At 65.8% G+C, this 24,420-nt stretch carries 17 protein-coding genes and 1 riboswitch; of the genes, 10 read left to right on the top strand and 7 right to left on the bottom strand.

The window, feature by feature from the left end:
* Positions 1-183 precede the first annotated feature (183 nt).
* Positions 184-366: riboswitch (cobalamin riboswitch) on the top strand.
* 96 nt (positions 367-462) lie between these two features.
* The 4 genes from Q9K01_RS08735 to Q9K01_RS08720 are packed head-to-tail and all read left to right on the top strand — an operon-like array spanning position 463 to position 4,917.
* Entirely contained in the window at positions 463-2,361 is a 1,899-nt protein-coding gene (locus Q9K01_RS08735; protein WP_305929823.1) for a TonB-dependent receptor plug domain-containing protein, read from the top strand.
* Positions 2,358-3,215, top strand: a complete 858-nt coding sequence (locus Q9K01_RS08730; RefSeq protein ID WP_305929822.1) for a helical backbone metal receptor — start codon at positions 2,358-2,360, stop codon at positions 3,213-3,215. The genes Q9K01_RS08735 and Q9K01_RS08730 overlap by 4 nt, the downstream gene beginning before the upstream one ends.
* Positions 3,212-4,165 (top strand): FecCD family ABC transporter permease, encoded by a 954-nt coding sequence (locus tag Q9K01_RS08725; RefSeq protein WP_305929821.1) that lies wholly within the window; start codon positions 3,212-3,214, stop codon positions 4,163-4,165. Before Q9K01_RS08730 ends, Q9K01_RS08725 begins: the two co-directional genes overlap by 4 nt.
* Positions 4,162-4,917 carry an ABC transporter ATP-binding protein gene (locus tag Q9K01_RS08720; RefSeq protein WP_305929820.1) on the top strand — a complete coding sequence of 252 codons (756 nt, stop codon included), beginning with the start codon at positions 4,162-4,164 and terminating at the stop codon, positions 4,915-4,917. Before Q9K01_RS08725 ends, Q9K01_RS08720 begins: the two co-directional genes overlap by 4 nt.
* Positions 4,918-4,981: 64 nt before the next feature.
* Here Q9K01_RS08720 and Q9K01_RS08715 read toward each other — a convergent pair whose 3' ends face one another.
* From Q9K01_RS08715 to Q9K01_RS08700, 4 genes are all read right to left on the bottom strand, one after another.
* Positions 4,982-7,255 carry a M3 family metallopeptidase gene (locus Q9K01_RS08715; RefSeq protein ID WP_305929819.1) on the bottom strand — a complete coding sequence of 758 codons (2,274 nt, stop codon included), beginning with the start codon at positions 7,253-7,255 and terminating at the stop codon, positions 4,982-4,984.
* A gap of 135 nt (positions 7,256-7,390) precedes the next feature.
* The gene (locus Q9K01_RS08710; RefSeq protein ID WP_305929818.1) at positions 7,391-8,056 is read right to left on the bottom strand and encodes a hypothetical protein; all 666 of its coding nucleotides are present in this window, start codon (positions 8,054-8,056) and stop codon (positions 7,391-7,393) included.
* A 1-nt stretch (position 8,057) separates the two neighbouring features.
* Positions 8,058-8,594: an RNA 2',3'-cyclic phosphodiesterase gene (gene thpR, locus Q9K01_RS08705; protein WP_305929817.1), complete on the bottom strand. Its 537-nt coding sequence runs from the start codon at positions 8,592-8,594 to the stop codon at positions 8,058-8,060.
* 27 nt (positions 8,595-8,621) lie between these two features.
* Positions 8,622-9,425 carry a lysozyme gene (locus Q9K01_RS08700; protein WP_305929816.1) on the bottom strand — a complete coding sequence of 268 codons (804 nt, stop codon included), beginning with the start codon at positions 9,423-9,425 and terminating at the stop codon, positions 8,622-8,624.
* 480 nt (positions 9,426-9,905) lie between these two features.
* Here Q9K01_RS08700 and Q9K01_RS08695 point away from each other — a divergent pair, with 480 nt between their 5' ends.
* From Q9K01_RS08695 to Q9K01_RS08680, 4 genes are all read left to right on the top strand, one after another.
* The gene (locus Q9K01_RS08695; protein WP_305929815.1) at positions 9,906-10,928 is read left to right on the top strand and encodes a hypothetical protein; all 1,023 of its coding nucleotides are present in this window, start codon (positions 9,906-9,908) and stop codon (positions 10,926-10,928) included.
* Positions 10,929-11,037: 109 nt separating this feature from the next.
* Positions 11,038-12,606 carry a hypothetical protein gene (locus Q9K01_RS08690; RefSeq protein ID WP_305929814.1) on the top strand — a complete coding sequence of 523 codons (1,569 nt, stop codon included), beginning with the start codon at positions 11,038-11,040 and terminating at the stop codon, positions 12,604-12,606.
* Between the two features lie 182 nt (positions 12,607-12,788).
* Positions 12,789-15,800 (top strand): excinuclease ABC subunit UvrA, encoded by a 3,012-nt coding sequence (gene uvrA, locus Q9K01_RS08685; protein WP_305929813.1) that lies wholly within the window; start codon positions 12,789-12,791, stop codon positions 15,798-15,800.
* Positions 15,801-15,998: 198 nt separating this feature from the next.
* Positions 15,999-16,169 (top strand): hypothetical protein, encoded by a 171-nt coding sequence (locus Q9K01_RS08680; protein ID WP_305929812.1) that lies wholly within the window; start codon positions 15,999-16,001, stop codon positions 16,167-16,169.
* Positions 16,170-16,394: 225 nt separating this feature from the next.
* Here Q9K01_RS08680 and Q9K01_RS08675 read toward each other — a convergent pair whose 3' ends face one another.
* Positions 16,395-18,101: a DUF262 domain-containing protein gene (locus tag Q9K01_RS08675; protein WP_305929811.1), complete on the bottom strand. Its 1,707-nt coding sequence runs from the start codon at positions 18,099-18,101 to the stop codon at positions 16,395-16,397.
* A 282-nt stretch (positions 18,102-18,383) separates the two neighbouring features.
* Between Q9K01_RS08675 and Q9K01_RS08670 the strand changes: the two genes are divergently transcribed.
* Positions 18,384-20,246 (top strand): hypothetical protein, encoded by a 1,863-nt coding sequence (locus Q9K01_RS08670; protein ID WP_305929810.1) that lies wholly within the window; start codon positions 18,384-18,386, stop codon positions 20,244-20,246.
* A gap of 465 nt (positions 20,247-20,711) precedes the next feature.
* Here the strand turns inward: Q9K01_RS08670 and Q9K01_RS08665 are convergent, their stop codons facing one another.
* Together Q9K01_RS08665 and Q9K01_RS08660 are read right to left on the bottom strand one after the other, a co-directional pair.
* Entirely contained in the window at positions 20,712-21,185 is a 474-nt protein-coding gene (locus tag Q9K01_RS08665) for a septal ring lytic transglycosylase RlpA family protein (protein ID WP_305929809.1), read from the bottom strand.
* Between the two features lie 977 nt (positions 21,186-22,162).
* Entirely contained in the window at positions 22,163-23,401 is a 1,239-nt protein-coding gene (locus Q9K01_RS08660) for an argininosuccinate synthase (RefSeq protein ID WP_305929808.1), read from the bottom strand.
* 158 nt (positions 23,402-23,559) lie between these two features.
* On the opposite strand from Q9K01_RS08660, the gene ku reads away from it, so the two are divergent.
* Positions 23,560-24,417 carry a non-homologous end joining protein Ku gene (gene ku / locus Q9K01_RS08655; protein WP_305929807.1) on the top strand — a complete coding sequence of 286 codons (858 nt, stop codon included), beginning with the start codon at positions 23,560-23,562 and terminating at the stop codon, positions 24,415-24,417.
* Positions 24,418-24,420 lie beyond the last annotated feature (3 nt).

The following is a 24,420-nucleotide window of genomic DNA, read 5'->3' as shown; positions in this document are numbered from 1 at the left end:
GTTCCAATCGGGGATCCTCGAACCGGGTGAATGCGCCCGCGCCTCTAGCAGCGCAAAGCTTTCCCTAGCACTAATTTGCTTGTCCCGCGCGCGCTCTCGCTGCGGCCATCCCGAAATCGGACACGCTCGCTTGGACCCGTCGCTTGCCCGGCACCGCTTGCAAGCGCGCAAAGCTTGGCCTAGGGGCCGCCGCGCGTCATGGGTGCCGGTTCGCGCCGGCCTAAGAGGGAACGGAGTTCGATACTTCGGCTGCCCCCGCAACTGTGACCGGTGAGGTGCGCTCCAACATGCCACTGCGACAAGCGGGAAGGCGGGGCGCAGCGGTGATCCGGGAGCCAGGAGACCTGCCCATGCGTGTCGTTCAGCCGCGGGCGGGGTGTACCGATGGCAAACGGGTGAGCTGGCGTTTCGACGCAAGCTCCCTCCGTCGTGAGCGGCGTTCGTTCATGATAGGAGAATTCCGTGCGTAAATTTCCGTTTTTGCTGACCGTCGCCACGATTCCGGCTGCGATTCCCGCTGCGGCTACCGCCCAGCCCGTGCAGTCCCTCGACCAGGTCGAGGAGACGGTCCTCGCCGACGACGCCGACGACGCCGATGACGCCGACGCGACCGGGGAAGTCGAGGCGATCACCGTCACCGCCACCGGGCTGTTCACGCGCATCGAGAACACCGGCCAGGCTGTCACCGTGATCGGCCGCGACGAGATCGAGGCGGTGCAGGGCGCCGACATCACCCGCGTGCTCGCTCGCGCTCCGGGCGTCGCCTTCAGCCGCAACGGACCGCCCGGCGCCTTCACCGGCGTGCGCGTGCGCGGGGGAGAGGCCGAGCAATTGCTCGTCCTGATCGACGGCGTGCGGGTGGCCGATCCGGCCTCGCCGTCGGGCGGGTTCGACTTCGGCACGCTGACCACCGGTACGGTGGGCAAGATCGACCTGCTGCGCGGCTCCAACAGCACGATCTGGGGTTCGGACGCGATCGCGGGCGTGCTCGACATCTCGACCCGCGGGCGCAGCGGACTGGCGGGCAGCGTCGAATACGGCGCGCGCGACACGCTGTTCGCCAGTGCCACCGGCGGGCTCTCCGAAGACGCCTATTTTGCCGGGCTCGCCGCGTCCTTTTTCCGCACCGACGGCTTCTCTTCCGCCGCAGCGGGGACCGAAGCCGACGGATCGGAGCAGTTCACGCTGGGCGGGTCGGTCTTCGTCGATCTGACCGACCAGCTCGAACTGTTCGCCAACACGCGTTACGCCAACAGCGACATCGACATCGATGGCTTCCCCGCGCCCAGTTACACGCTGGGCGACACCTCCGAAACGCAGGAGACCGAGCAGCTCTCGGGCGCGCTGGGCCTCGCCTACTACGGGCAGGACCTGACCTTGCGCGCCTCCTATGCGCTGGCCGACACCGCGCGCGACAATTTCGACCCCGCGCTGGGTGCAGCGCCGCTGTTCACCAGCGACGGCAATTCGCAGAACCTGTCGCTGCGCGGCGAATACCGGCTGATCGGCGGGCTGACGCTGGCCTTCGGCGGCAATCGCGAATGGAGCGAATACCAGACCGACAGCGATACGGGCGAGGATGCCACGATCACCGGCGCCTATGTGCAGGCGGGCTGGGTGCTGGGTGGGCTGGCGGCGCATGTCGGCGCGCGGGTGGACGATCACGACCGCTTCGGCAGCGCCACCAGCTTCGGCGGCGATGTCAGCTACAGGGTCGGCGGCGGCTGGCGGCTCCGCGCGAGCGTCGGCGAAGGGTTCAAGGCCCCGACCCTGTACCAGCTCTATTCTCCCTACGGGAATCTCGACCTGCAGCCCGAGCAGTCCACCAGCGCCGATTTCGGGGTCGAACACGGCGTGCGCGGATCGGATTTCCACGCCGCACTCACGCTGTTCCGCCGCGACAGCGAGAACCTGATCGGGTTCGACAACGCCACTTTCACCTATGCCAACATCGCCCGCGCGCGGGCGCAGGGTATCGAGGCGGAACTGGGCGTCGATCTGGCACCATCGCTGCGCCTCGCGGGCGTCTACAGCCTCGTCGACACCGAGAACCGCGAGACGGATAACGAGCTCGCCCGCCGCCCGCGCCACAGCGCCACTTTGTTTGCCGACTGGCAGACCCCGCTCGGGCTGGTGATCGGCGGCGATCTGCGGCTGGTCGGCGACAGTTTCGACAATGCCGCGAACACCGTCCGGCTCGAAGGCTATGAGGTGTTCGACCTGCGTGCCTCCTACCCCTTCGGCGACGGCGTCGAACTGTTCGGCCGGGTCGAGAACGTCTTCGACGAGGAGTATCAGACCGCCGCGGGCTATGGTTCGCCCGGGCGAGGCGCCTTCCTCGGGGTGAGGGCGCAGATGTGATCCGGATCGGGCTGGCGGCGCTGCTGCTGGCGGGATGCGCGGAGAGTCGCGCGCCCGAGATTCAGAACGCGGCACTGGCCGAACGCCTGCCAGCCCGACCGAGCATCGTCAGCCTCAACCCCTGCAGCGATGCAGTGCTGGCGGAGGTCGCAGACCCGGCACAACTGCTCGCGATCTCGCATTACAGCCACGATCCGCGCGCCAGCTCGATGGATGTAGCGCATGCGCGCCGCTTCGCCGTCACTGGCGGGACGGCCGAGGAAGTGCTCGCGCTGGACCCCGATGTGGTGGTGGCGAGCCCTTTCCTCGCCCCCGCGACCCGCGCCGCGCTGGAGGACATGGGGATCGCAGTGGTCTCCTTCGGGATCGCCAGCGGGGTCGAGGACAGCATCGCGCAGGTCCGCGAACTGGCGCAGCTTGCGGGCGATGCGGCGGCGGGCGAGCGGCTGGCGGCGCGGATCGCGGCCGCCGCCGTTCCGGTCGAAGGCGAGCGCGTGGCTACCGTGCTGTGGCAATCGGGCGGAATCGTCGCGGGCGAGGCGGCGCTGGTCACCGATCTGCTCAGCCGCGCGGGTTTCACCAGCCATTCGGCGGCGCGCGGGCTGGGGCAGGCGGATTATCTCAGCCTCGAACGGGTCGCCGCCGATCCGCCCGAACTGCTGCTGGTCGCGGGCAACGAGCCGGGGCAGAACCATTCGCTGCTGGACCATCTCACCCGGACCCGCGTCGAGCCCTTCGATCCGGGCCTCGTCTATTGCGGCGGTCCGACGATCATCCGCGCGATGGACCGGTTGCGGAGCCTGCGGACCGCGATGCTCGACCGACGCCTCGCCAGCGCCGCGCCGCCGCAGTGACCCGCGCCATCGCCCTCTTCGCGCTGCTGCTCGCGCTGGCACTGCCGCTCTCGCTGCTCGCGGGCCGCGTCTGGCTCGACCCCGCGAGCACCCCCAATGCGACGCTCATCCTCGCCGAGTTGCGGCTGCCGCGCTCGCTGCTGGCGATCGTGGTCGGCGCCGGGCTGGGCGCGGCGGGCGCCGCGATGCAGGGCTATCTGCGCAATCCGCTCGCCGACCCCGGCCTGTTCGGCATCGCGCCGGGCGCGGCGCTGGGCGCGGTGGTGGCGCTGTGGTTCGGCTATGCCGCATCGCCGCTGCTGCTGCCGCTGTTCGCGCTGCTGGGCGCAGGGGGCGCGATGGCGCTGCTCGCCGCGATCGCCGGGCGCACCGGGGGCATCGCGCTGTTCACGCTCGCCGGACTGATGGTGGCGAGCCTCGCCGGCGCGCTCACCGCGCTGGCGATCAGCCTCGCACCCAACGCCTTCGCGATGAGCGAGATCGTGATGTGGCTCAACGGCGCGCTGACCGATCGCGGCTGGCGCGAGGTCTGGCTCGCCGCGCCGCTCGTCGCGCTCGGCGTGACGCTGCTGTGGCGCGCCGGGCCTTCGCTCGACGCGCTCACGCTGGGCGAGCCGGTGGCGCGCTCGCTCGGGATCGATACCTCCCGGCTGCTGTGGCTGCTGATCGCGGGGGTGGGCCTGACCGTGGGCGCCAGCGTCGCCGTAGCGGGGATCATCGGCTTCGTCGGGCTGATCGTCCCGCATCTGGTCCGCCCCTTCACCGACCGCCGCCCCTCGCGGCTGATTCTGCCCAGCGCGCTGGCGGGCGCGCTGCTGGTGCTGGTGGCGGACAGTCTGGTGCGGGTGCTGCCGCTGGTCACCGAACTCAGGCTCGGGATCGCGCTCAGCCTGCTCGGCGCGCCGTTTTTCCTGTGGCTGCTGCTGCGGCTGCGGAGGGGGCTGCTGTGAACGGGTCCGGCCAGGTGCTGAGCGCCGAGGGGCTGACCGTGACGGCGCGCCTCGATGCGGTCTCGCTCGAGCTTCAGCGCGGGCAGATCACGGCGATCTGCGGCCCCAATGGCGCGGGCAAATCGACGCTGCTCGAGACGCTCGCGGGGCTGATAACTCCCGACTCCGGCAAGGTGATGCTGGACGGCGAGGACCTCGCGCAGTTCCACCCGCGCGACCGTGCCAGGCGGCTGGGCTATCTGCCGCAGACCCCCGAGATCGCCTGGGACGTGCCGGTGCGCAGCCTGATCGAATTGGGGCGGATGCCGCATGGCGACCGGCTGGCAGCGCCGGTCGATGCTGCCATCGCCGCGCTCGATCTGGGCGCCTTCGCCGAGCGCCGCGCGCTCTCGCTTTCGGGCGGCGAGACCGCGCGGGTGCTGCTGGCGCGGGTACTCGCGGGGACGCCCGAATGGATCCTCGCCGACGAACCGCTCGCCGCGCTCGATCTTGCGCACCAGCATGCGCTGCTGCGTCATCTGCGCTGCGCAGCCGAGGCAGGGGCGGGGCCGGGAGCAGGGGTGGTGCTGGTGCTCCACGATCTCGCGCTGGCGATGAACCATGCCGACCGGGTGGTGGTGCTCGACGGCGGGAGCGTCGCCGCCGACGGCGCTCCTGAAGAGGCGCTCGCCGCAGAAGTCATCGCGCGCGTCTGGGATGTCGCGGTCGAGTGGATCGGCGAGCCGGGGCGCCGGGCGCTCGTCACCCGCTGACCGCGCGCACAGAAAAGGGGCCGGACCTCGCGGTCCGACCCCTGTTCTTGCATCTGGCGAAGGCTCAGTCCCTGATCGGACCCGTACCTGCATCGCCGACCTGCGCGGGGCCGTCGTCGGCCACTTCGCTGTCCGCCGCCTCGTCGCCCGGGATCAGCCCGCGCGCCTCGAGCATCGGGGCGATGTTCGGCTGGCGACCGGCGAAATTCTCGAACATGTCGAAATAATCCATCGTGCCGCCGCGGCTGAGCACGGTGGCGCGATAGTGATCGCCATTGGCGCGGGTCAGCCCGCCGTTCTCGCGAAACCACTTGCGGCTGTCGCGATCGAGCATCTCGGTCCACAGATAGCTGTAATAGCCCGCGCTGTAGCCGGCGGGCGAGCTGAAGATGTGGTTGAAATAGGTGCTGCGATAGCGCGGCGGCACCAGATCGACCTCGAGCCCCAGTTCGGTCAGCGCCTGCCGTTCGAAGGCATCGACCTTGGCCGGGGTATCGATCGCCCGCGCCTGTGCGGGGGTGAGCGCGTGCCACTTCATGTCGAGCAGCGCCGCGGCCACCACTTCGCCGAAATCATAGCCCTGGTTGAACTTGGCCGCGGCCTCGATCTTGGCGATCATTTCGGGCGGGATGGTCTCGCCGGTCTCGTAATGCTTGGCGTAGTTCGCCAGCACTTCGGGATAGGTCGCCCACATCTCGTGGACCTGGCTGGGATATTCGACGAAGTCGCGCGCCGTGGCGGTGCCCGACAGGCTCTCGTAGCGCTGGTCGGCGAAGAAGCCGTGCAGCGCGTGGCCGAACTCGTGGAACGCGGTGTTGACCCAGTCGAAGCTGACCAGCTGCGGTTCGCCCTCGGCGGCCTTGGGAATGTTGAGCACATTGTAGATCACCGGCTTGGTGCCCCACAGATCGCTCTGCTCGACGAAATTGCTCATCCATGCGCCGCCGCGCTTGGAGGGGCGCTGGAACGGGTCGAAATAGAACAGCCCCAGCTCCGAACCGTCGCGGTCGAACACGGTGTAGGTCCACACATCGGGGTGATAGACCGGCAGGTCCGTGCGTCGCTCGAAGGTCAGCCCGTAGAGCTTCTCCGCCATGTAGAAGATACCGTCCTCGAGCACGGGCTCGAGCTGGAAATATTCCATCACCGCGTCTTCATCGAGGTCGTAGCGCTCGGCCTTGACCATGTTGGCGTAGCGATACCAGTCCCACGGCTGGACCTCGAAATTCTCGCCGCTGGCTTCGATCACCTCGTTGAGCAGCGCGGCCTCGCGGCGTTGCGTCGCGGCGAGCGCGGGGACCATCTGGCCCATGAAGCCCAGCGCGGTTTCGGGGTTCTCCGCCATCCGGTCCCACATCGCATAGGTCGCCCAGTCGGGCGCGCCGAACAGCGCGGCCTTCTCGGCGCGCAGCGCGGCGATCTCGGCGATCAGCGGCCGCGTATCGACCGCGAGCTGGCCATCGGCGCGGTGATAGCTGAGCTTGAACAGCTTCTCGCGCACCGCCCGGTTTTCGAGGCTGGGGAGCACCGGCTGCTGGGTGGTGTTCTGCAGCGCGATCGCGAACTTGCCCGGATAGCCCTTCTCGGTCGCAAGATCGGCGGCGGCCTGGATATCGGCATCCGACAGGCCCGCCAGTTCCTCGCGGGTGTCGACCACCAGCGGCTGGTCGGTCATCGCCGAACGCACCTTCTGGCCCAGTTCGGTGGTGATCGTCGACAGCTGGGTGTTGATCGCCTTGACCTGCTCGCGCTGGGCGTCGGTCAGCATCGCACCGGCGTGGACCATGCCCTCGTAGGTGTTCTCGAGCAGCGTCGCGTCCTCGGGGGTCATCGCCATCGCGGCGCGGTTGTCGTAGACCGCCTTCACGCGCTGGAACAGCGCGGGGTTGAGCGTGATCGAATCGTAATGCGCCGACAGCACCGGGCTGATCTCGGTGTTGATTGCGTCGAGCCGATCGGTGGTGTTGGAGCCCGTCAGTGCGAAGAACACATTGCCGACGCGGTCGAGCATCCGGCCCGATTTCTCCAGCGCGACGATGGTGTTGGCGAAGGTCGGCGCAGCCGGGTTGGCGACGATCGCCTCGACCTCGGCCTTCTGGATCGCCATGCCCTGCTCGAAGGCGGGGAGGTAGTCGGCCTCGGAAATCTTGCTGAAATCGGGGGTCAGGAACGGCAGCGTGCTGTCGGCGGCGAAATAGCCGGTGCCTTGCGGGATTGCGACATCGGCGGCGGTCTCGGTCCCGGGGAGGGGACGATCCATCGCGCCGTCGGTCTGGGTGGTGGTGCAGCCGGCCAGCAGGGCAGCGGCGGCGGTCGTGGCCATGATCTGGGCCTTCATAGATATCTCCGGTTCGTTTCGCATGTCGAGGCGCGAGCGCGCCCATGGATAAAAAACGTATAGGCTGGCGCGCTTGAACAGGGGATTGCCAGCGAATGCAAGGGGCTGGCGCGGATCGCCGCGTCCTGCGGACCCTCAGCCGCCGGGGACCAGCTCGCCTTCGCGGTCCTGCGCCGCGCTCCTCGCCGCATCCGCCGCCTCGGCGAGCGCCTGCCGGTTGACGGTGACCAGCCGCGGGCGACCGCCCTCCTGATCGACCACCAGCCACAGCGAACCCAGTTCGAAGAACCCGCCGCGCTCGGGAACCACGGTCATGTCTGCAAGGTCGAGCCGTTCGAGCGTGCGCATCAGCTCGGCGTCGAAGACCTCGTCGGCCAGCGCCGCCGCGCGCGCCTCGTCGAGTTCCACGCTTTGCCCCGCGCGATCGATATAGAGCAGCGGGATCCCGACCTCGGCCAGCACGCGGCGGCTGTCGCCCGAACGGGCGGCTGCGCGCAGCGCCTCGATCGCCGCCTGGAACTGGCTCGGGCTGGTCCCGGTGGCGCAGGAAATCGCGCCGCCATCGACCAGATCATGCGCGCGGTCGAACTCGATGTCGCGCTCCTGCTGGTTCGACCACACCATCAGCAGGCAATCGTCGGGAGCGGTCGCCATCGCTTCCTCCAGCCCGCGCCGTTCCCGGGTTTCGGCGCTGGCAACGGCGGCAAGGGACTGGTCCTCTTCGGGTGCTGCCGAACAGCCGAAACTGCCCAGTGCCAGCATGGAGGCGAGCAACGGCGAAAGAGAGATCGGTCGGGTCATATCAGGCAAATCTGTAGCGCATTACGGGTTCGTAGGTCGATCCTCCGGGATCCAGCCGGCTTTCGTACAGCACGAAGGAATCCACCGGCCAGGGCTCCGAAGCCAGATCGGCGTGGCGCGCCAGCCATTCCTCGGGTGGCGCGGTCGAGCGGTTGAGCCGGGCGATGGTGATGTGCGGGGCGAACTTGCGTGTCTCGGCGGGAAACCCCGCCCGGCGGCAGGCCCGCTCGACACGGTTGCGCAGCACCGCGAGGCGTTCCGATTGCGTCACCCCCGCCCACAGCGTGTGCGGCACGCCCTTGCGTTCGAAGTGCCCGACGCCCGCGATCGCCAGCGCGAAGGGCGGGGCCGACACCGACTGCAGCGCCGCCATCAGATCGTCCACCTGCCGCGGGTCGGCTTCGCCCACAAAGCGCAGCGTGAGGTGGAGCTGGTCGTCGTCCTGCCAGCGCGCCCCGTCGAGCGCTTCCATCCGGTCGATCAGAGAATCGCGGATCTCGCCCGGTGGACGGATGGCGATGAAGAAGCGTTGCGCCATCGCGGCATCCTATCACACATCCACCCGTCACACATCGGTGCGCGTAGAGCGGATCTCGCGCGGATCGTCATAGACCGCGTCGAGAAAGATCGAGGCGCGCCGCTCGCTGCGGAATTCCAGCCCGCGCGCCACGCGTCCCGCGGCATGGGTGTAGTCGAGTTCGGAAGCGATCCGGTCGTAATCGCCGGCATCGATCGCCGCGTTGAGCCGCGGGCTTTCGGAAGCCGAGACATTGCCGGGCCCGACATTGTAGACCAGATCGACCAGCGCATCGAACTCGTGCTGGAACAGCGGCAGACCGCCCACCAGATCGCGGACGTGGCCTTCCGCCTCGGCGAGATCGGCATCGAGAAAACGCAGCACTTGCTGCTTGCTCACCCGGTCGCCGACGCGCAGATTGTCGTGCGGCTTGATCAGATGGCCGACGCCGACCGTGGGATAGCCCGCGACATCGCGATAGACCACCTGGCGGACGCCCTCTTCCTCGATCAGCGCCTGCTTGAACTGGTCGCTGGTCGAGATCCGGCTGGCGTGCACGCGGGTCTGGGTGGGGTCCTCGGGTTCCATCACGAAGCCGGTTTCGGCGTCGTCGGAACCCGTGCGCAGGGCCGATGGCCCGGTGAAGGCCGCAAGCCCGACCGCGCCGGCGGTGAGCATGGCGGTGGCCCGCTGGCGCGCCGAGCGCGAGGGGTTGACCCGGAATACCTTGCGCGCGGCGCGGCGCGCGCGCCGCAGATCGCCATCATCGCGGGCTTCATCGCGGGCTTTGGCCGAGTTCCGGTCGGGCGATGCGCCGAGCGGGGTATCGAGATCCTGCAGCAGCCGCCGCACGCGCTCTCGCGCCCCCGGTGTCGACGCCGACGACGCCGATGACGCCGATGATGCGGGGGAACGGCCCGACGACGGCTCGGAATCGGCCTGCACGGGCGAAGGTCGGTAAGTTCTGGCGTCGGCATTCCCGGCGCTAATGGGGTTCTCGACGCTCCTGGGGTTCTCGACGCTCTGGGGGTTGGGGTTGGACATGGGTGGCGAATGCTCCGGCGTTGCTGCTTGGGGCGGGCTTTGCGTCCGATTTTCCCGGGTCCCGCTTCGTTGGGCTCCCTTCTCTGGGCCCATTCGTGGGGGGTAGGGCGGGTCGGACAGGCGAAAAGCCCCCGTGGTTACCTAAAGAACGGCTCAACCCCGCCATCGGTCCTCAACTCGTCCGTCCTGAGGGGCGGTCTGCGACCCGAACCGGCTCTTTTCGGGTGCCGGATAGCTCGCCGGCCAGCAGGGCTTGGTCTGCGCCCGGAAGCCTGGCTAAGGGGGAGCATGACCGACCTCTCCACGCTTGCCCGCGACCCCGAATGGCTGCCGCACCGGATCGATCCCGCCGCCGGGACACTGCAATTCCTGCACATCCCCCGCGGCGATCTGTCCGGACCCCAATTCCTCGCCGAGCGCACCCCCGCGACCCCTGCCGACGAAGCCTTCCTCCCGCTCGATGCGCTCGATGCACTCGGCGCGGAGCAGCCCGACCCCGGCCCGCTGCATTTCATCTTCCACACCGCCTTCTGCCGTTCGACGCTGCTGGTGCGCGCGCTCGATATCCCCGGTCTCGCCACCGGGCTGAGCGAGCCGGGCATTCTGGTCAGCCTGACGAATATGGGCGACGCGGGTCGCCCGCTGGTTAAACCGATGCTCGATCTGCTGGCGCGCCGCCACGGGAGCGGCGACGGGGAAGGCGAGGCGGCGGTGGTGGTCAAGCCGACCAACCACGCCAACCGGCTGATCCCGGCGCTGCTCGACGCGCGGCCCGATGCGAAGGCGGTGCTGATGACCAACCCGCTGTCCGCCTTCCTCGCCGCGGTGGTGCGCAAGGGGATGATGGGCCGTCGCTGGGGCCGGCAGCTCTATCTCGAGACGATGGGCTATGCCGGGATGGATCTGGGGATGGATGCGCGCGAGCAATTCGCGATGACCGATCTCCAGGCGGCGGGGCTCGCGTGGTTCCTCAACCAGCGCTATTTCGCAGGCCTCGCGCAGGCCTATGGCGAGCGGGTGCGCGTGCTCGACGGCGACCGGTTCGATGCCGCCCGGGCGGAGACGCTGGCCGCCTTCGGCGCCTTCACCGGAATCGGGATCGACGCTGCCAGGGCGCAGGCGATCGCGGATGACCCCGTGTTCGCGCGCGACGCCAAGACGGGGGGCGATTTCGCCGATAAATCCGCCCGCGATGCCGCCGCCAGCCAAAGTGCGGTGGTGGAGGACGAGATCGCCAAGGTCGGCGAGTGGATCGGCCTGATCGCGCGGCAAGGCGGCATCGAAGCGCCGTTGCGGCAGACGCTGTTCTAGCTCCACTCGATCCGCAGAAAAGAGTACCTGCGTTAAATATTAGGGATTTTACTTTATCTACGCCTAATATAGCTTCTGAACTGTACGTACGGAGGCAAGGGGTGTTGAGATGATAGAACGGTTCTTTGTGGCGCTTGTTCTGAGCGCGAGCGGCCCAACAATAGTAGCAGCTCAAACAGAGCAGGGAGCAGCCAGCGTAACAACCGATGCGGAACTGGTAGCAGCGATAGCTAATGCAAGGGCTGCGCGCGATGACGCCGCGCGCGCATTGCTGAAGGCAGAACAGAGCGAAGCGCGGCTGCAGCAGCTGCGTACCGAACTCGCCGCCCCGGAGAGGAGTCAAGCGGTTGCGGCCGCCGCCAAGTCCCCGACCGTTCCGACGATCCCCGCTGATGTGAATAGCGGACGCAACGCAACTGCTCCCGTCGGTTGCGAAGGGATGCCGCTTACTGGCAAAGATCTGAATGATTGGGTCAGTGAATGTTTGAAACTCACTTCCCCCAAAGACTACAAGGCGACCGACGTTGCGTTCGCCACCGCAGTTTCGAAAAGCGACGAAGTGTTCGAGGCGAACTTGGGGCGGACGTTTCGGTATCCCTATAGTTTTCCGGCCTTAACCGGGGGCCAGAAAACCAATGGTGCGGAGACCGATGGTAAGACGTCGCGCGCGCGGTACTGGAAGGCCCAGGTCGGTGTCTTCGCGACCGAGGACGATGGAGTGGCGACCCTAGCACGTTTCGACGAGGCCACGAGCGGTTCCGGGATCGTTGTCGGTCTAGAACATGGCTGGTTCCGGCCTCAGACCAAAGCTGAGGCAGGGAAGCAGTTCAACAAGGCCGTCGAAACCGCACGCCAGGCATGTGTCGCCGATAAGCTGGTTTCAAAAGACGGGGCCGACTTGGCCGAGGCCAGGGCTGCATGTGCCGGAACCGGGCTTTGGAACTGGATCGGAACCGAGAAGAACGGCTCGACCTACTGGGCCTCCACGGCCGGCGCCCTCTACGGTGCTGATGCGACGCCGAGTTGGGTGGTGGGGGTCAAAGGCCGATTCGGATGGACATCGCGTAAGTACCTGACACCGGAAATCCTCGGCACACTTGATGCGACCAGCAGGTTCGGAGATCTCGACGCGCTCCAGCTTGAGGATGAGACCAATCCCTATTCCATCACGCTTTACGGCGGCGGCGCGATCACTCAGGTCAAAAACTATCTGCAGGACAAAAACGACGACGAGGACAGCTGGATCGAGGGACTCGGTGTGGGCTGGATCGCATCACTCGGCTACGTCCATGATTTCGAGTTCGCTAGCAGCGTGAAGGAAAAGACCGTCTGCCTGCCTGTCAAGGATGAGGTATATCAGAGCTGCGGCGAATTCAATCTGGCACCTCCAGTGCGGATCGACGAGTTTGTGCCCGGGCTCGCGGTCCATTTCAACTCGCCTGCGGTCTCCATTCTCCCGCAGTTCGGACTTTCGCTCGAAGGGACTTACAGCACGAGGACTGATCGATTGGGCATACAGATCCCGGTCTATTTCGCGCTGTCCGAAGGGAAGCTCACTGGCGGGATCAAGTACTTCCATCGTTCTTCAGGTACCGGATCTAGTGGCGAAATCCTTGAGCAGGAAGACGGATTGGTGGTGTTCCTCGGCACAACCTTCGATCTGCTTGGCGGTCGCTGACCGGCGGGGCCAAAACCCACATCCGGGAACGGGGGCATTCCTGCCAAGGGAGTCGTGAGCGTGTCCTTCAGCACTTATCTTGACATTCTTTCCGTCCCACAAGTCATGCACTGCGGTGGGCGATTGATCCGAGCCAAAGCCCCCTAGACTTACCTCTCTTCAGACCCCACTTGGGCTCGCCTATGGCACTTACTAAAATTTCCGTGCGCGGTGCGCGCGAGCATAACCTCAAGGGCATCGATATCGACCTGCCGCGCGATGCGCTGATCGTGATCACCGGGCTTTCGGGCTCGGGCAAGTCGAGCCTCGCTTTCGACACCATCTATGCCGAGGGGCAGCGGCGCTATGTCGAGAGCCTGAGCGCCTATGCGCGGCAGTTCCTCGAGATGATGCAGAAGCCCGATGTCGAGCATATCGACGGGCTCAGCCCCGCGATCTCGATCGAGCAGAAAACCACTTCGCGCAACCCGCGCTCGACCGTGGCGACCGTCACCGAGATCTACGATTACATGCGGCTTTTGTGGGCGCGCGTCGGCACCCCCTATTCGCCCGCCACCGGGCTGCCGATCGAGGCGCAGACTGTCTCCAACATGGTCGACCGGGTGATGGCGCTGCCCGAGGGCACGCGGCTCTATCTGCTCGCCCCCGCGGTGCGCGGGCGCAAGGGCGAGTACCGCAAGGAGCTCGCCGAATGGCAGAAATCGGGCTTTACCCGGGTGCGGATCGACGGGGAGATCTACCCGATCGAGGAAGCGCCCTCGCTCGACAAGAAGCTCAAGCACGACATCGAGGTGGTGGTCGACCGGCTGGCGGTGAAGGAAGGGCTCGAGACGCGGCTGGCGGACAGTTTCGAGCAGGCGCTCAGGCTCGCCGACGGGCTCGCCTATGTCGATCTGGCCGATGGCGTGGTTGCGGAGCTGCTCGCCGAAGGAAACGTCATCCCAGCGAAAGCTGGGATCGCTCACGAAGGCGCGCAACCGACAGAGACCCCAGCTTCCGCTGGGGTGACGACGACCAAGATGGTGGCGAGCGAAGCGAGCGGCGGCAAGATGAAGGGCGCCGGGGTGCCGCCCAACCGCATCGTCTTCTCCGAGAAATTCGCCTGTCCGGTCAGCGGCTTCACGATCGAGGAGATCGAGCCGCGATTGTTCTCCTTCAACGCGCCGCAGGGGGCCTGCTCGACCTGCGACGGGCTGGGCGAAAAGCAATTGTTCGACCCGCAGCTGGTCGTCCCCAACGAGGCGCTGAGCCTCAAGAAGGGGGCGGTGGTGCCCTGGGCCAAGTCCAACCCGCCGTCGCCCTATTACATGCAGGTGCTGGCCAGCCTCGCTGCGGAGTTCGGTTTCGACCTGACCACGCCGTGGCAGGAGCTGGCGCAGGAGCACCGCGAGGTGATCCTGCATGGCACCAAGGGCGCGCGGGTGCCGCTGACCTTCAAGGACGGGCGCAAGCAATACACCGTCAACAAGGCGTTCGAGGGGGTGATCGGCAATCTCAACCGAAGGCTGCTGCAGACCGAGAGCGCGTGGATGCGCGAGGAGCTGGCCAAGTTCCAGACCGCGCAGCCCTGCGAGGCGTGCGGCGGCAAGCGGCTCAACGACAAGGCGCTGGCGGTGAAGATTCCCGGCGGCTCCGGCCCCACCGACATCGCCACCCCGACGCAGATGAGCGTCGCCGACGCCAAGGTCTGGTTCCTCGGGCTCGACGATCACCTCAACCCGCAGCAGAGCCAGATCGCCAAGGCCATCCTCAAGGAGATCAACGAGCGGCTGGGCTTCCTCGACAATGTCGGGCTGGATTATCTAAACCTCGACCGAACTTCAGGAACGCTGAGCGGCGGCGAGAGCCAGCGCATCCGCCTCGCCAGCCAGATCGGCAGCGGCCTCAGCGGCGTGCTCTACGTCCTCGACGAGCCCAGCATCGGCCTCCACCAGCGCGACAACGACCGGCTGCTCGAAACGCTCAAGCGGCTGCGCGATCTGGGCAACACCGTCATCGTCGTCGAGCATGACGAGGATGCGATCCGCCAGGCCGACCATGTCGTCGATCTCGGCCCCGGCGCGGGGGTGCGCGGGGGCGAGATCGTCGCGCAAGGCACGCTCAAGCAGGTCCTCAAGGCCAAGAACTCGCTCACCGCCGACTATCTCACCGGCCGCCGCAAGATCGCGGTCCCCGAGACCCGCCGCAAGGGCAATGGCAAGAAGCTCACCGTCCACGGCGCGCGCGCCAACAACCTCCAGAACGTCACCGCCTCGCTCCCGCTGGGCACCTTCGCCTGCGTCACCGGGGTTTCGGGTTCGGGCAAGTCCTCCTTCACCATCGACACGCTCTACGCCGCCGCCGCGCGCCAGCTCAACGGCGCGCGAATCATCGCCGGCGCGCACGACAAGGTCACCGGGCTCGAACATTGCGACAAGGTGATCGAGATCGACCAGTCGCCGATCGGCCGCACGCCGCGCTCCAACCCCGCCACCTACACTGGTGCCTTCACCCAGATCCGCGACTGGTTCGCGGGCCTCCCCGAGAGCCTCGCGCGCGGCTACAAGCCCGGGCGCTTCAGCTTCAACGTCAAGGGCGGCCGCTGCGAGGCCTGCCAGGGCGACGGGCTGATCAAGATCGAGATGCACTTCCTCCCCGACGTCTACGTCACCTGCGAGGAATGCCACGGCAAGCGCTACAACCGCGAGACGCTCGAGGTGCGCTTCAAGGGCCTCTCGATCGCCGACGTGCTCGACATGACGATCGAGGATGCCGAGGAGTTCTTCAAGGCGGTCCCGCCGATCCGCGAGAAGATGCGGATGCTGGGCGAGGTCGGGCTCGGCTATGTCAAGGTCGGCCAGCAGGCGACGACCCTGTCGGGCGGAGAAGCCCAACGAGTCAAGCTCGCCAAGGAACTCGCGCGCCGCTCCACCGGGCAGACGCTCTACATCCTCGACGAGCCGACCACCGGGCTGCATTTCGAGGATGTCCGCAAGCTGCTCGAAGTGCTCCACCGGCTGGTCGACCAGGGCAATTCGGTGGTGGTGATCGAGCACAATCTCGACGTCATCAAGACCGCCGACTGGATCCTCGATCTCGGCCCCGACGGCGGCGTGCGCGGCGGGGAGGTGGTCGCGCAGGGCACCCCCGAACAGGTCGCGAAGGAAGAGCGCAGCGTGACGGGGCACTATCTGGCGCCGATGCTCGCGCGCTGATTCTCCGCGCGAGGAAGGCCCCGCCAAAGATCCTCCCCATCGCAGATGGGGAGGGGGACCATCCGCAGGATGGTGGAGGGGTAAAGCCCCAAGCGCGCGCCCCCGCAATCCCGCTCCCCCCGCTCCCCACACCCCGCGAAAACCCGGAACCTCCTCCGCCCGAGCCCATTGAATCGGCATCGCAAAAGGAGAAAACCCATGAAGAAACCCGCACTTGCCGCCGCCGCGCTGGCGGCTTTCGCCACCTCGGGCTGCGCCGCGCTGCTGGGCGCCGGAGCCGGCGCCGCTGCCGTCACCTGCGCCCCCGACGACGTCGATTGCGTCGAGGAAGTCGAGAACGAAGCCGAGGATGTCGCGGACGATATTTAGGCTCACATTAAGGACGCAAAGGTCCTCCCCATCTTACGATGGAGAGGGGGACCATCCGCAGGATGGTGGAGCGGTGCCGCGTTGCACGCGGCCGAGGCTTATCCACGGCTGACGAGCACGTCCTTCGATAAACTAAGGACAAAGGGATCGATAATTTTTGCCCACGGGCAGTTGGTCAAGGTATTGCGCGACTGAAAGCTAGACCTTCTCTCTTACACGGCGCCCTTACGCATAATCCGATCGCCAAATCTGCAGAGCGCGGTTTGCCATCGAGATCTGTCGCGCGTTTAATCTGGCGGGCGTCCAATCTTCTGGAGCGTATTCCGCGACCTTCTGCGTAAGCCGATATTGACTTGTAGGATAAACTAGCACCTTCTCGCCGTATGGCTTATTTCCAATGTCTCGATTTTTATTAACTTCGAGCAGGGTAAGATTGCCGACACGATATATCGATTGTTCCCAAAGCTCCTCTGGAAACATGATTGTCCAATCCTGTGACGGATTTTCTGGCAAGATATGCTCAATCGAACCGCTATCGGTTTCCGGGTCCCGCGGTATTCCAGAAACATGAGACTCAAGCTTTGCTAGAATGTACCGAACGAGCTTTTTGCTCTGGCCGCTACCGCTCACAGAGAAACTGGAGAAGTCGGATTTAAATTTGTCATCACCGACGTAAATGCGACGCAAGTCCCTCGCTGAATCACTTGCCCTTGTTGACGATCCATCCAAAATATTTTTAGCGCCTTCGTGGTAAATCGGCTCCAAGGTATTTGTATTCAAGTCGCTTATTACATTATATCTAAAAGAAATAATTGATATTAGTTTGAGGAGCTTGACAAATTCTTCGATGGAGTACTTTTCCCAAGCAGCGAATAGCGTTGGCGTCATTTGCCGTACTCGAAATAATTTGAAATCGAGTATATACGGCCGTGCAGAAGGCGTCTCCTGCCAATATCCGTGTGTCGGATCTTTTAGCGCTGCATAAATTTCCGCGCGGGGTTCAAGCTCATCTAGTAACTTAAATACGTCCTGCGGTTCTTTTATTTGCTCTCGGAATATCTTGAATAGCCGTTGAGTCCGAACCTTTGGGTATTTCGTAAGAAGGTGATAGCGGAGAAATTCCGGAAAGCTTGGGGCCGTTACTTTGGCGATCAAGGATTGCCACCGACGATGTAATACGTCACGATCGGTTTTTACAGAAATGCGAGAAAACATGTAATTCTTAAGGAGGTCTGTTGAAGTTAGCTCCAAGCCGCGCGCATTAAGTGTCTCGAAGACTGTATACGCATTTAACTCGTCATCGACACTGATCCGTATAAACATTAGTTGGCGGCCAATCGTCTCAGATAGTAGAGTGGCGAGCCTTTCTCCGTCTTCGCAAAACTCGAGTTGCGATAATTGCTTTGAAAAATATTCGAAGCATGTCCAAAGAAGCTTATTGGATTTTTCTAATCCTCTAGGATTTAGCGGGCTCTTTAGCTGTATTAAGTAGTCTTGGTAAAAGCTATTGTTGTTTTCGTTAAGATATAATTTGCTGGCCTCTATTAACGAGGCAGGGTCCTTTTGCCCAAGGAATATCGACCGCAGCGCTTGAGCGCGCTCTTGGTTTTTATCCCTCTCAATATCGCGGGCAGCTAGATTTTGGAGCCTAGCGATGATAGCGAGGGCAAGTAGACTGATTGTTGCTAGCCTTTGTTGTCCGTCGATAATCTCGAATTCACGGTCCGATTTGGCCTCTACTACAAGAGCCCCTAGGTAATGCTTATCGTCGGGCTTCTGAACGAGCTCCGTTACATCGGTCCATAGGTCTTCCCATTGCTCTTCACCCCACGAATAGTCGCGCTGATAGGGCGGAACGCGAAAGATTCTTCCGTTGCCAATTAGCTCCACGACGTTTGCGGTGTTTGTATCGAGCAAGTTTGCTTTGGCCATGGCGCGATTCATACCTGACGGACTAGCCGCAGCAATGTCAAAGTTTCGAACAAATCATTTTCCTACAGACCCCCACATGCCATAGATGGTTCGATTCGTTCATCCCCACGGAGATCGGATCATGCCTCAGAGTCTTTTTGTTTTCGCCTCAGGCGCCGGCGCGCGCATCCGCGCGCTAGGCTTTCGGCCTGACCGGCCGGCGCGCGGTCGCGCTTGCGGCGCTTCGCGCCGTTTAGCGTTCTCCGCTAGCTGTTCGGCGCTCTCTCGCACGGGAGGCGTGGCATGACCGACACTCCCGATATCGCCCACCGCTTCGACAAATTCACCATGCCTTGCGATAATCCCGATGGCGATGGGGCGGCGGGTAGCGAGCGGTCCGCTGGCGGCCTGAGGTCCCCGCCTTCGCGGGGACTCCCGCAGGATTACGGCGTCCCCACGCAGGACTGGTTGTCGCGCGGGCTCAAGAGCAAGGCCGGGCGGGGGTGGGAGGCGGAGGCGCCGTACGGCGACCCCGACCCCGAACCCGACACCGACGACGATCCCTACTACGGGCTGTCCTACGATTACGGGCAGGACCCCCGCAGCGCCGCGCAGGGTTCCGCCAGCCCCGCCGCCAAGACCCCCTACGACCATTACCCCTCCAGCGCCGCGCTGCTGCAGGCGCGGCAGGCGGGCCGGATGGGCGGCTCTGGTCGCAACTCCGCCGCCCCGCAATGGCCTGGGGGCTGGTTGCCCGGCGATCCGCCGCGCGAAATCGTGCTGGATTCCGACCCTTGGGCGGACCCCTGTTCCGGCCCCGGCGATCCCACGCCCGCCAACTCGAAATTCGGCGCGGCGCAGCAGGTGCGGTTTCTCGATGGCCTCGCGCTCCACGGCAATGTCCGCGCCGCGGCGGCGCGGGTCGGGGTGAGCCGCGACACCGTCTATCGGTTTCGCCGCCGCGAGCCCGCTTTCGCGAACTTGTGGGAGGCGGCGCTGGTCCATGCGCGCGCCGCGGGCGAGGCTGAGCTGGCCTCCCGCGCCTTCGACGGGGTGGCCGTGCCGGTGTTCTGCCGCGGCGAGCATGTCGCCACCTGGCGGCGCCACGATCCGCGCTATCTGCTCACCCATCTCGCGCGGCTCGACCGGCGGATTGCGGCGGGCGGGAGCGGCGAGCGCGAGGCGCAAGCGCGCGCGGAATGTTTCGACACGCTGCTCGCCGCGCGCGCCGGGCAGAGCGTCCCCGAGCACCATTCCCGCGCGGCGCAGCTCGGCGTGCGGCTGGCGGCGGAGGATTGCGAGCACGCCTGGCCCGAAACCGGAACCGCTGCGGGCGAGACGCCGACCGCGCCTGCCGCTCCGGTCTGCGCGGATCTTCCGCCCAGCCGCCTGGGGGTGTTCGGGCTCGCCTGCGAGGAGGCGCTCGAAGCGCAGGAGGCGGCGGTGGCGGCGGGTCGGAAGGACTACCGCGACGCCGCCGCGCGCCACCGCGCCGACGACCGCGCGGTCGAGCGCGCGACCGCCAAGGCGCTGGCGCGCTTCGAGCAATGGCAGGCCGAGGGCCGCGAACTGCTCGACCGCGTGCTGGCTGGGGAGGCTGGGGAAGGGGAGGCTGGGGAAGGGGACGCGGAGGACTTCAGAGCGGACGCGGCGCCGCAAGGTGACGGTTCGGGCGCAGCGCCTGCCTCGCAAGGTGACGCTTTGGCGGCAGGCTCAGTCAGCGATTCCAGTGGCTTGGCGGACGAGGCCGCGAGCGATTTCGCACAACCCGGGCCCCGCCGCGACCCCGTGTCGCAAGTGTCAGCCGCGCCCGGCTCCCCTCGCTCCGGTTCCTCTCGCTCCGGTTCCTCTCAGGCCGGCACTCCCTCCAGCACGACCGGGACATACATGCCGAAACCCAAGGCGGAGGCGGTCGCATCCAGCCCCACCGAGGCGAGCACCGTCAGCAGCAGCAGCAGGCTGAGCCAGCGCCGGCGGACGAAGGGCAGGGCGAGCAGGGCGACGATCCCCGCTGCGGTCGCGATGTCGCCCACCAGCCCGAGCGTCGCGAATTCGGGCGGCGCGGGCAGTTCGGGATATTCCACCTCCGCCAAGGTCAGCGCCGCCTCCTGCGCGAGCGACAGGCCGATCATCCCCAGCACCACGAATTTGCGGTGCGCGAAATAATAGTCGTCGAGATCGGCCCAGGCCTCGGGATGTTCGGGCCACAGCAGGCTGGCGATCACGTAATAGCTGCCGATGAACAGCAGCACGCACAGCACCGAAGCGAGGTTGAACGGGAGCTGGTTCTGGATCTGGTAGATGTCGAGCCAGAAGGTCGAGAGCATCGCGAGGAACATCAGGATCAGCAGCGGGAGCAGGAGGCCGATCCGCTGCGGATTCTGGGGGGGCGGATGGTCGCTCTCGGGAGCGCCCGGAACGCGGCGCCGAGCGCGCAGCTTGAGCATCGCGGCATACCCGCCCAGCGCCTCGGCCATCGCCAGCCCGAGCAGCAGCGTGAACCCCTCGAACAGGAAATCGAAACCCGCCATCGCTCGCGTCCTCCCCCGCGCGATCTATCGCGGGAAGCGCGGGCCCCGGCAAGCCGGAGAATGGTGCGGGGTAGTGAAGGGGGGGTAGTGGGGGAGGTGGTTAGCTGAGGAGCTCGAGCTCGACCGTGCCGTGGCCGCGGTTGACCAGCCCGATCTCCTGCGCGGCGGCGCGCGAGAGATCGATCGTGCGGTGGCGCGAGAACGGACCGCGGTCGTTGATCCGCACCGTGACCGAGCGGCCCGAGCGCGGATCGGTGACGCGGACCTCGCTGCCGAACGGCAGGCTGCGGTGCGCCGCGGTCAGCGCGTGCATGTCGAACCGCTCGCCGCTGGCGGTGCGGCGACCGTGGAACTTGGCGCCGTAATAGGAGGCGACCCCGCTGCCGAGCGACTGCGCATCGTCTTCGACGGCGGCTTCGGGAGCGGGAGCGGGCGGGACCTGCTGGACCACGGGGCCGGCTTCGAACCGGATCGGCGCGGCGGGAGTCTCGCCGGATTGGTCTGCATTGTGATCCACCGGAGTGGCGGCGCTGGCCGGAACCGCGATCGCGGCGGCCAGAAAAAAGAGCTTCAAACTGCGATGGGACAAAACTGTTCCCTCCAATTGTTGCGGCACCTCTCTAGCCCATTGCGGAGGGCTGTGCCGGAACCCCGGCGGCAACCGCCCCATTGCTGCCACAGTTCGTCGCGCTTTGCGGCGGTGCACAGCGGAAACCGAGCGCCGGGTGCGGTTTCCATTTTCCTGCAGCGGTGTGGAGAGCGCATCAGAAACGACCGATTCGCTGCGCGGAAGGATCCGGCGAACGAAGGAGCGAGCGAGCGAAGCGGGAGCGACGGAGAACGGAGAGCGCCGTCACGAGAAGGCGCGGTCTGCGGGGCATAGCAAAATGGGGCCGGCATCGCTGCCGACCCCACTCTCACCGATGCGTGGTCCCGCCGAAACGGGCGCTTGGCATCCGGCGGTTTCCCAGATGCGCACCGAAGCGCGCAATCGGGTCCGTCGCCGGCGCTCGCACCGGCATCCGGGAACACCCTCCTGTTATCCCGCGTGGCCGATCCGGGGCGAACCCCTTCGCAGGCCATGCGCGAAAACGCTCGACGGGCATTTCCGCGACCGGGATTTCCTTATGGCCGGCGCCGTTGGGACCTCGGTTCGGATCAAGGATCCTCCCCGATACCTCGCGGGCATCCGACCGGTCGGCCCGATCCGCAGCGACGCGCCTTTGCGCCTATCCGTCATCGACCGCCGAGCCTGCAGACAAAGTCCTTGTACTCGGCAATCTCGAGACAGGCGTGGACAGACTTCGCCACGTCTTTCCGGTTCGAATTTGTCGAGCGATCTCAGGTCGTTGGACCGTCGATCTCCCGGCATTTCCGCGCCGTTCCGATGGATTGAGACTGCGCCCGCGATGCCAACTCCACAAGCATTCCGAGCCCGGCTTATCCACCGCCGCCCGATTTCGCTGTGGACGCGAGTGGATAACTCAACGCTTCGGCGCAAGAGCAGGTGCTCTGCGCAAAGCTGCGAAACAATATTGCCGAGCTCGTCCGCTATCCCGCGCTGCGATCGCGTTGCGCCAGCAGCCTGAGTCGCAGCGCGTTCAATTTGATGAAGCCCTCGGCGTCCTTCTGGTCGTAGGCTCCGGCATCGTCCTCGAAGGTGACGTGCGCTTCGGAATAGAGCGAGTTCGCCGATTTACGCCCGACTACGCTGGTCGTGCCCTTGTAGAGCTTGAGTCGCACGGTGCCGTCCACCTTCTGCTGGCTGAGGTCCACCGCCGCCTGCAGCATCTCGCGCTCGGGGCTGAACCACAGACCGTTGTAGATCAGTTCGGCATAGCGCGGCATCAGCTCGTCTTTCAGATGCGCCGCGCCGCGGTCGAGCGTGAGCTGCTCGATCCCGCGATGCGCGCGGGCGTAGATCTCGCCGCCGGGCGTCTCGTACATCCCGCGGCTTTTCATGCCGACGAAGCGGTTCTCGACCAGATCGAGCCGGCCGATCCCGTGGCGCCGACCGAGCTCGTTGAGCGCGGTCAGCAGCGCGGCGGGGCTCAGCGCCTCGCCATTGAGCGCCACCCCGTCCCCGTGCTCGAACTCCAGCGTGATGTATTCGGGCGCGTCGGGTGCCTGCTCGGGATGCTCGGTGCGCGAATAGACATAGTCGGGCGTCTCCTCCCACGGATCCTCGAGCACCTTGCCCTCCGACGATGTATGCAGGAGGTTGGCATCGGTGGAGAAGGGGCTCTCGCCGCGCTTGTCCTTGGGCACCGCGATCTGGTGCGCTTCGGCCCAGGCGATCAGCGCGGTGCGGCTGGTCAGATCCCACTCGCGCCACGGCGCGATCACCGTGATGTCGGGCGCGAGTGCATAGGCGGACAGCTCGAAACGGACCTGGTCGTTGCCCTTGCCGGTGGCGCCATGCGCGATCGCGTCGGCGCCGGTCTCGCGCGCGATCTCGACCAGCCGCTTCGAGATCAGCGGGCGGGCGATGCTGGTGCCGAGCAGATAGTCGCCCTCGTAGCGGGCGTTGGCGCGCATCATCGGGAAGACGAAATCGCGCACGAACTCCTCGCGCAGATCCTCGATGAAGATGTTGGCGTCGGGGATCCCCATCGCGCGGGCCTTGTCGCGCGCCGGCTCGATCTCCTCGCCCTGGCCCAAATCGGCGGTAAAGGTCACGACCTCGCAGCCGCGCTCGACGCTCAGCCATTTGGCGATCACCGAGGTGTCGAGCCCGCCCGAATAGGCGAGGACGACTTTACGGGGATGGGCTTCGGAGGTGCTGGGCATGAAGGGCAGTTCCTGAAATACCGACCTGCAAGCCAGGCCCGGGGTGCGCGCGCCCGTTACCAGCGTGCGGCGCGAGCGGCAATCCAAACGGCGCATCACGAGCCGTGCGAAACATTTGGGCGGTTCAAGCGCTGCTATATCTCGAAAGGAACCATTTCATGGCTGCACGCGCCTATTGGCAGGGTCAGATCCGGCTCGCGCTGGTCTCGATCCCGGTCGAGCTTTATTCCGCGACGCAATCGGGAGCCAAGATCAGCTTCCGGCAGATCCACGAGCCTTCGGGCAAAAGGATCGCCTACGACAAGGTCGTCGCCGGGGTCGGTCCGGTCGACCGCGACGAGATCGTCAAGGGCTATGAATTGTCCAAGGGCAATTACGTGTTGCTCGAGGACGAGGAGATCGAGGCGGTCAAGGTCGAGAGCAAGCGCACGCTCGAACTGGTCCAGTTCGTCGAGGCGCATGAGATCGACGCGCTCTATTACGAGAAGCCCTATTACGTCGTCCCCAAGGACGAGCTCGCCGAGGAGGCCTTCATCGTGCTGCGCGATGCGCTGCGCGCAGCGGGCAAGGTCGGGCTGGGGCAATTGTCGGTGCGCGGCGCGGAGAAGCTGGTCGCGGTCAAGCCCTGCGGCAAGGGACTGCTGCTCGAGACGCTGCGCTATGCCGACGAGGTCCGCAAGGGTCAGTCCTTTTTCGGCGAGATCGGCGACGACAAGCCCGACGAGGATCTGCTCGAGCTCGCCACCAGCCTGATCGACAAGAAGACCGCCCCCTTCGATGCGGGCGAGTTCGAGGATCGCTACGCCCAGGCGCTGCGCAAGCTGATCGACAAGAAGGCCAAGGCCAAGGACGGCAAGCGGATCCTCGAGGAGGTCGACGAGCCCGGCGGTGCCGCGGGCGGCAATGTCATCGATCTGATGGCGGCGCTGAAGAAATCGGTCGCCGCCGAGAAGGGCACGGGCAAACCGGCGAAGGGGGCGGCAAAGAGCACCGCGCGCAAGAAGAAATCCGCTTGATCG

Source organism: Qipengyuania benthica, from assembly GCF_030717865.1.
Lineage (GTDB): Bacteria > Pseudomonadota > Alphaproteobacteria > Sphingomonadales > Sphingomonadaceae > Qipengyuania > Qipengyuania benthica.
Note: the sequence above shows the minus strand (reverse complement) of the source record. Positions and strands in the feature narration are given on the sequence as shown.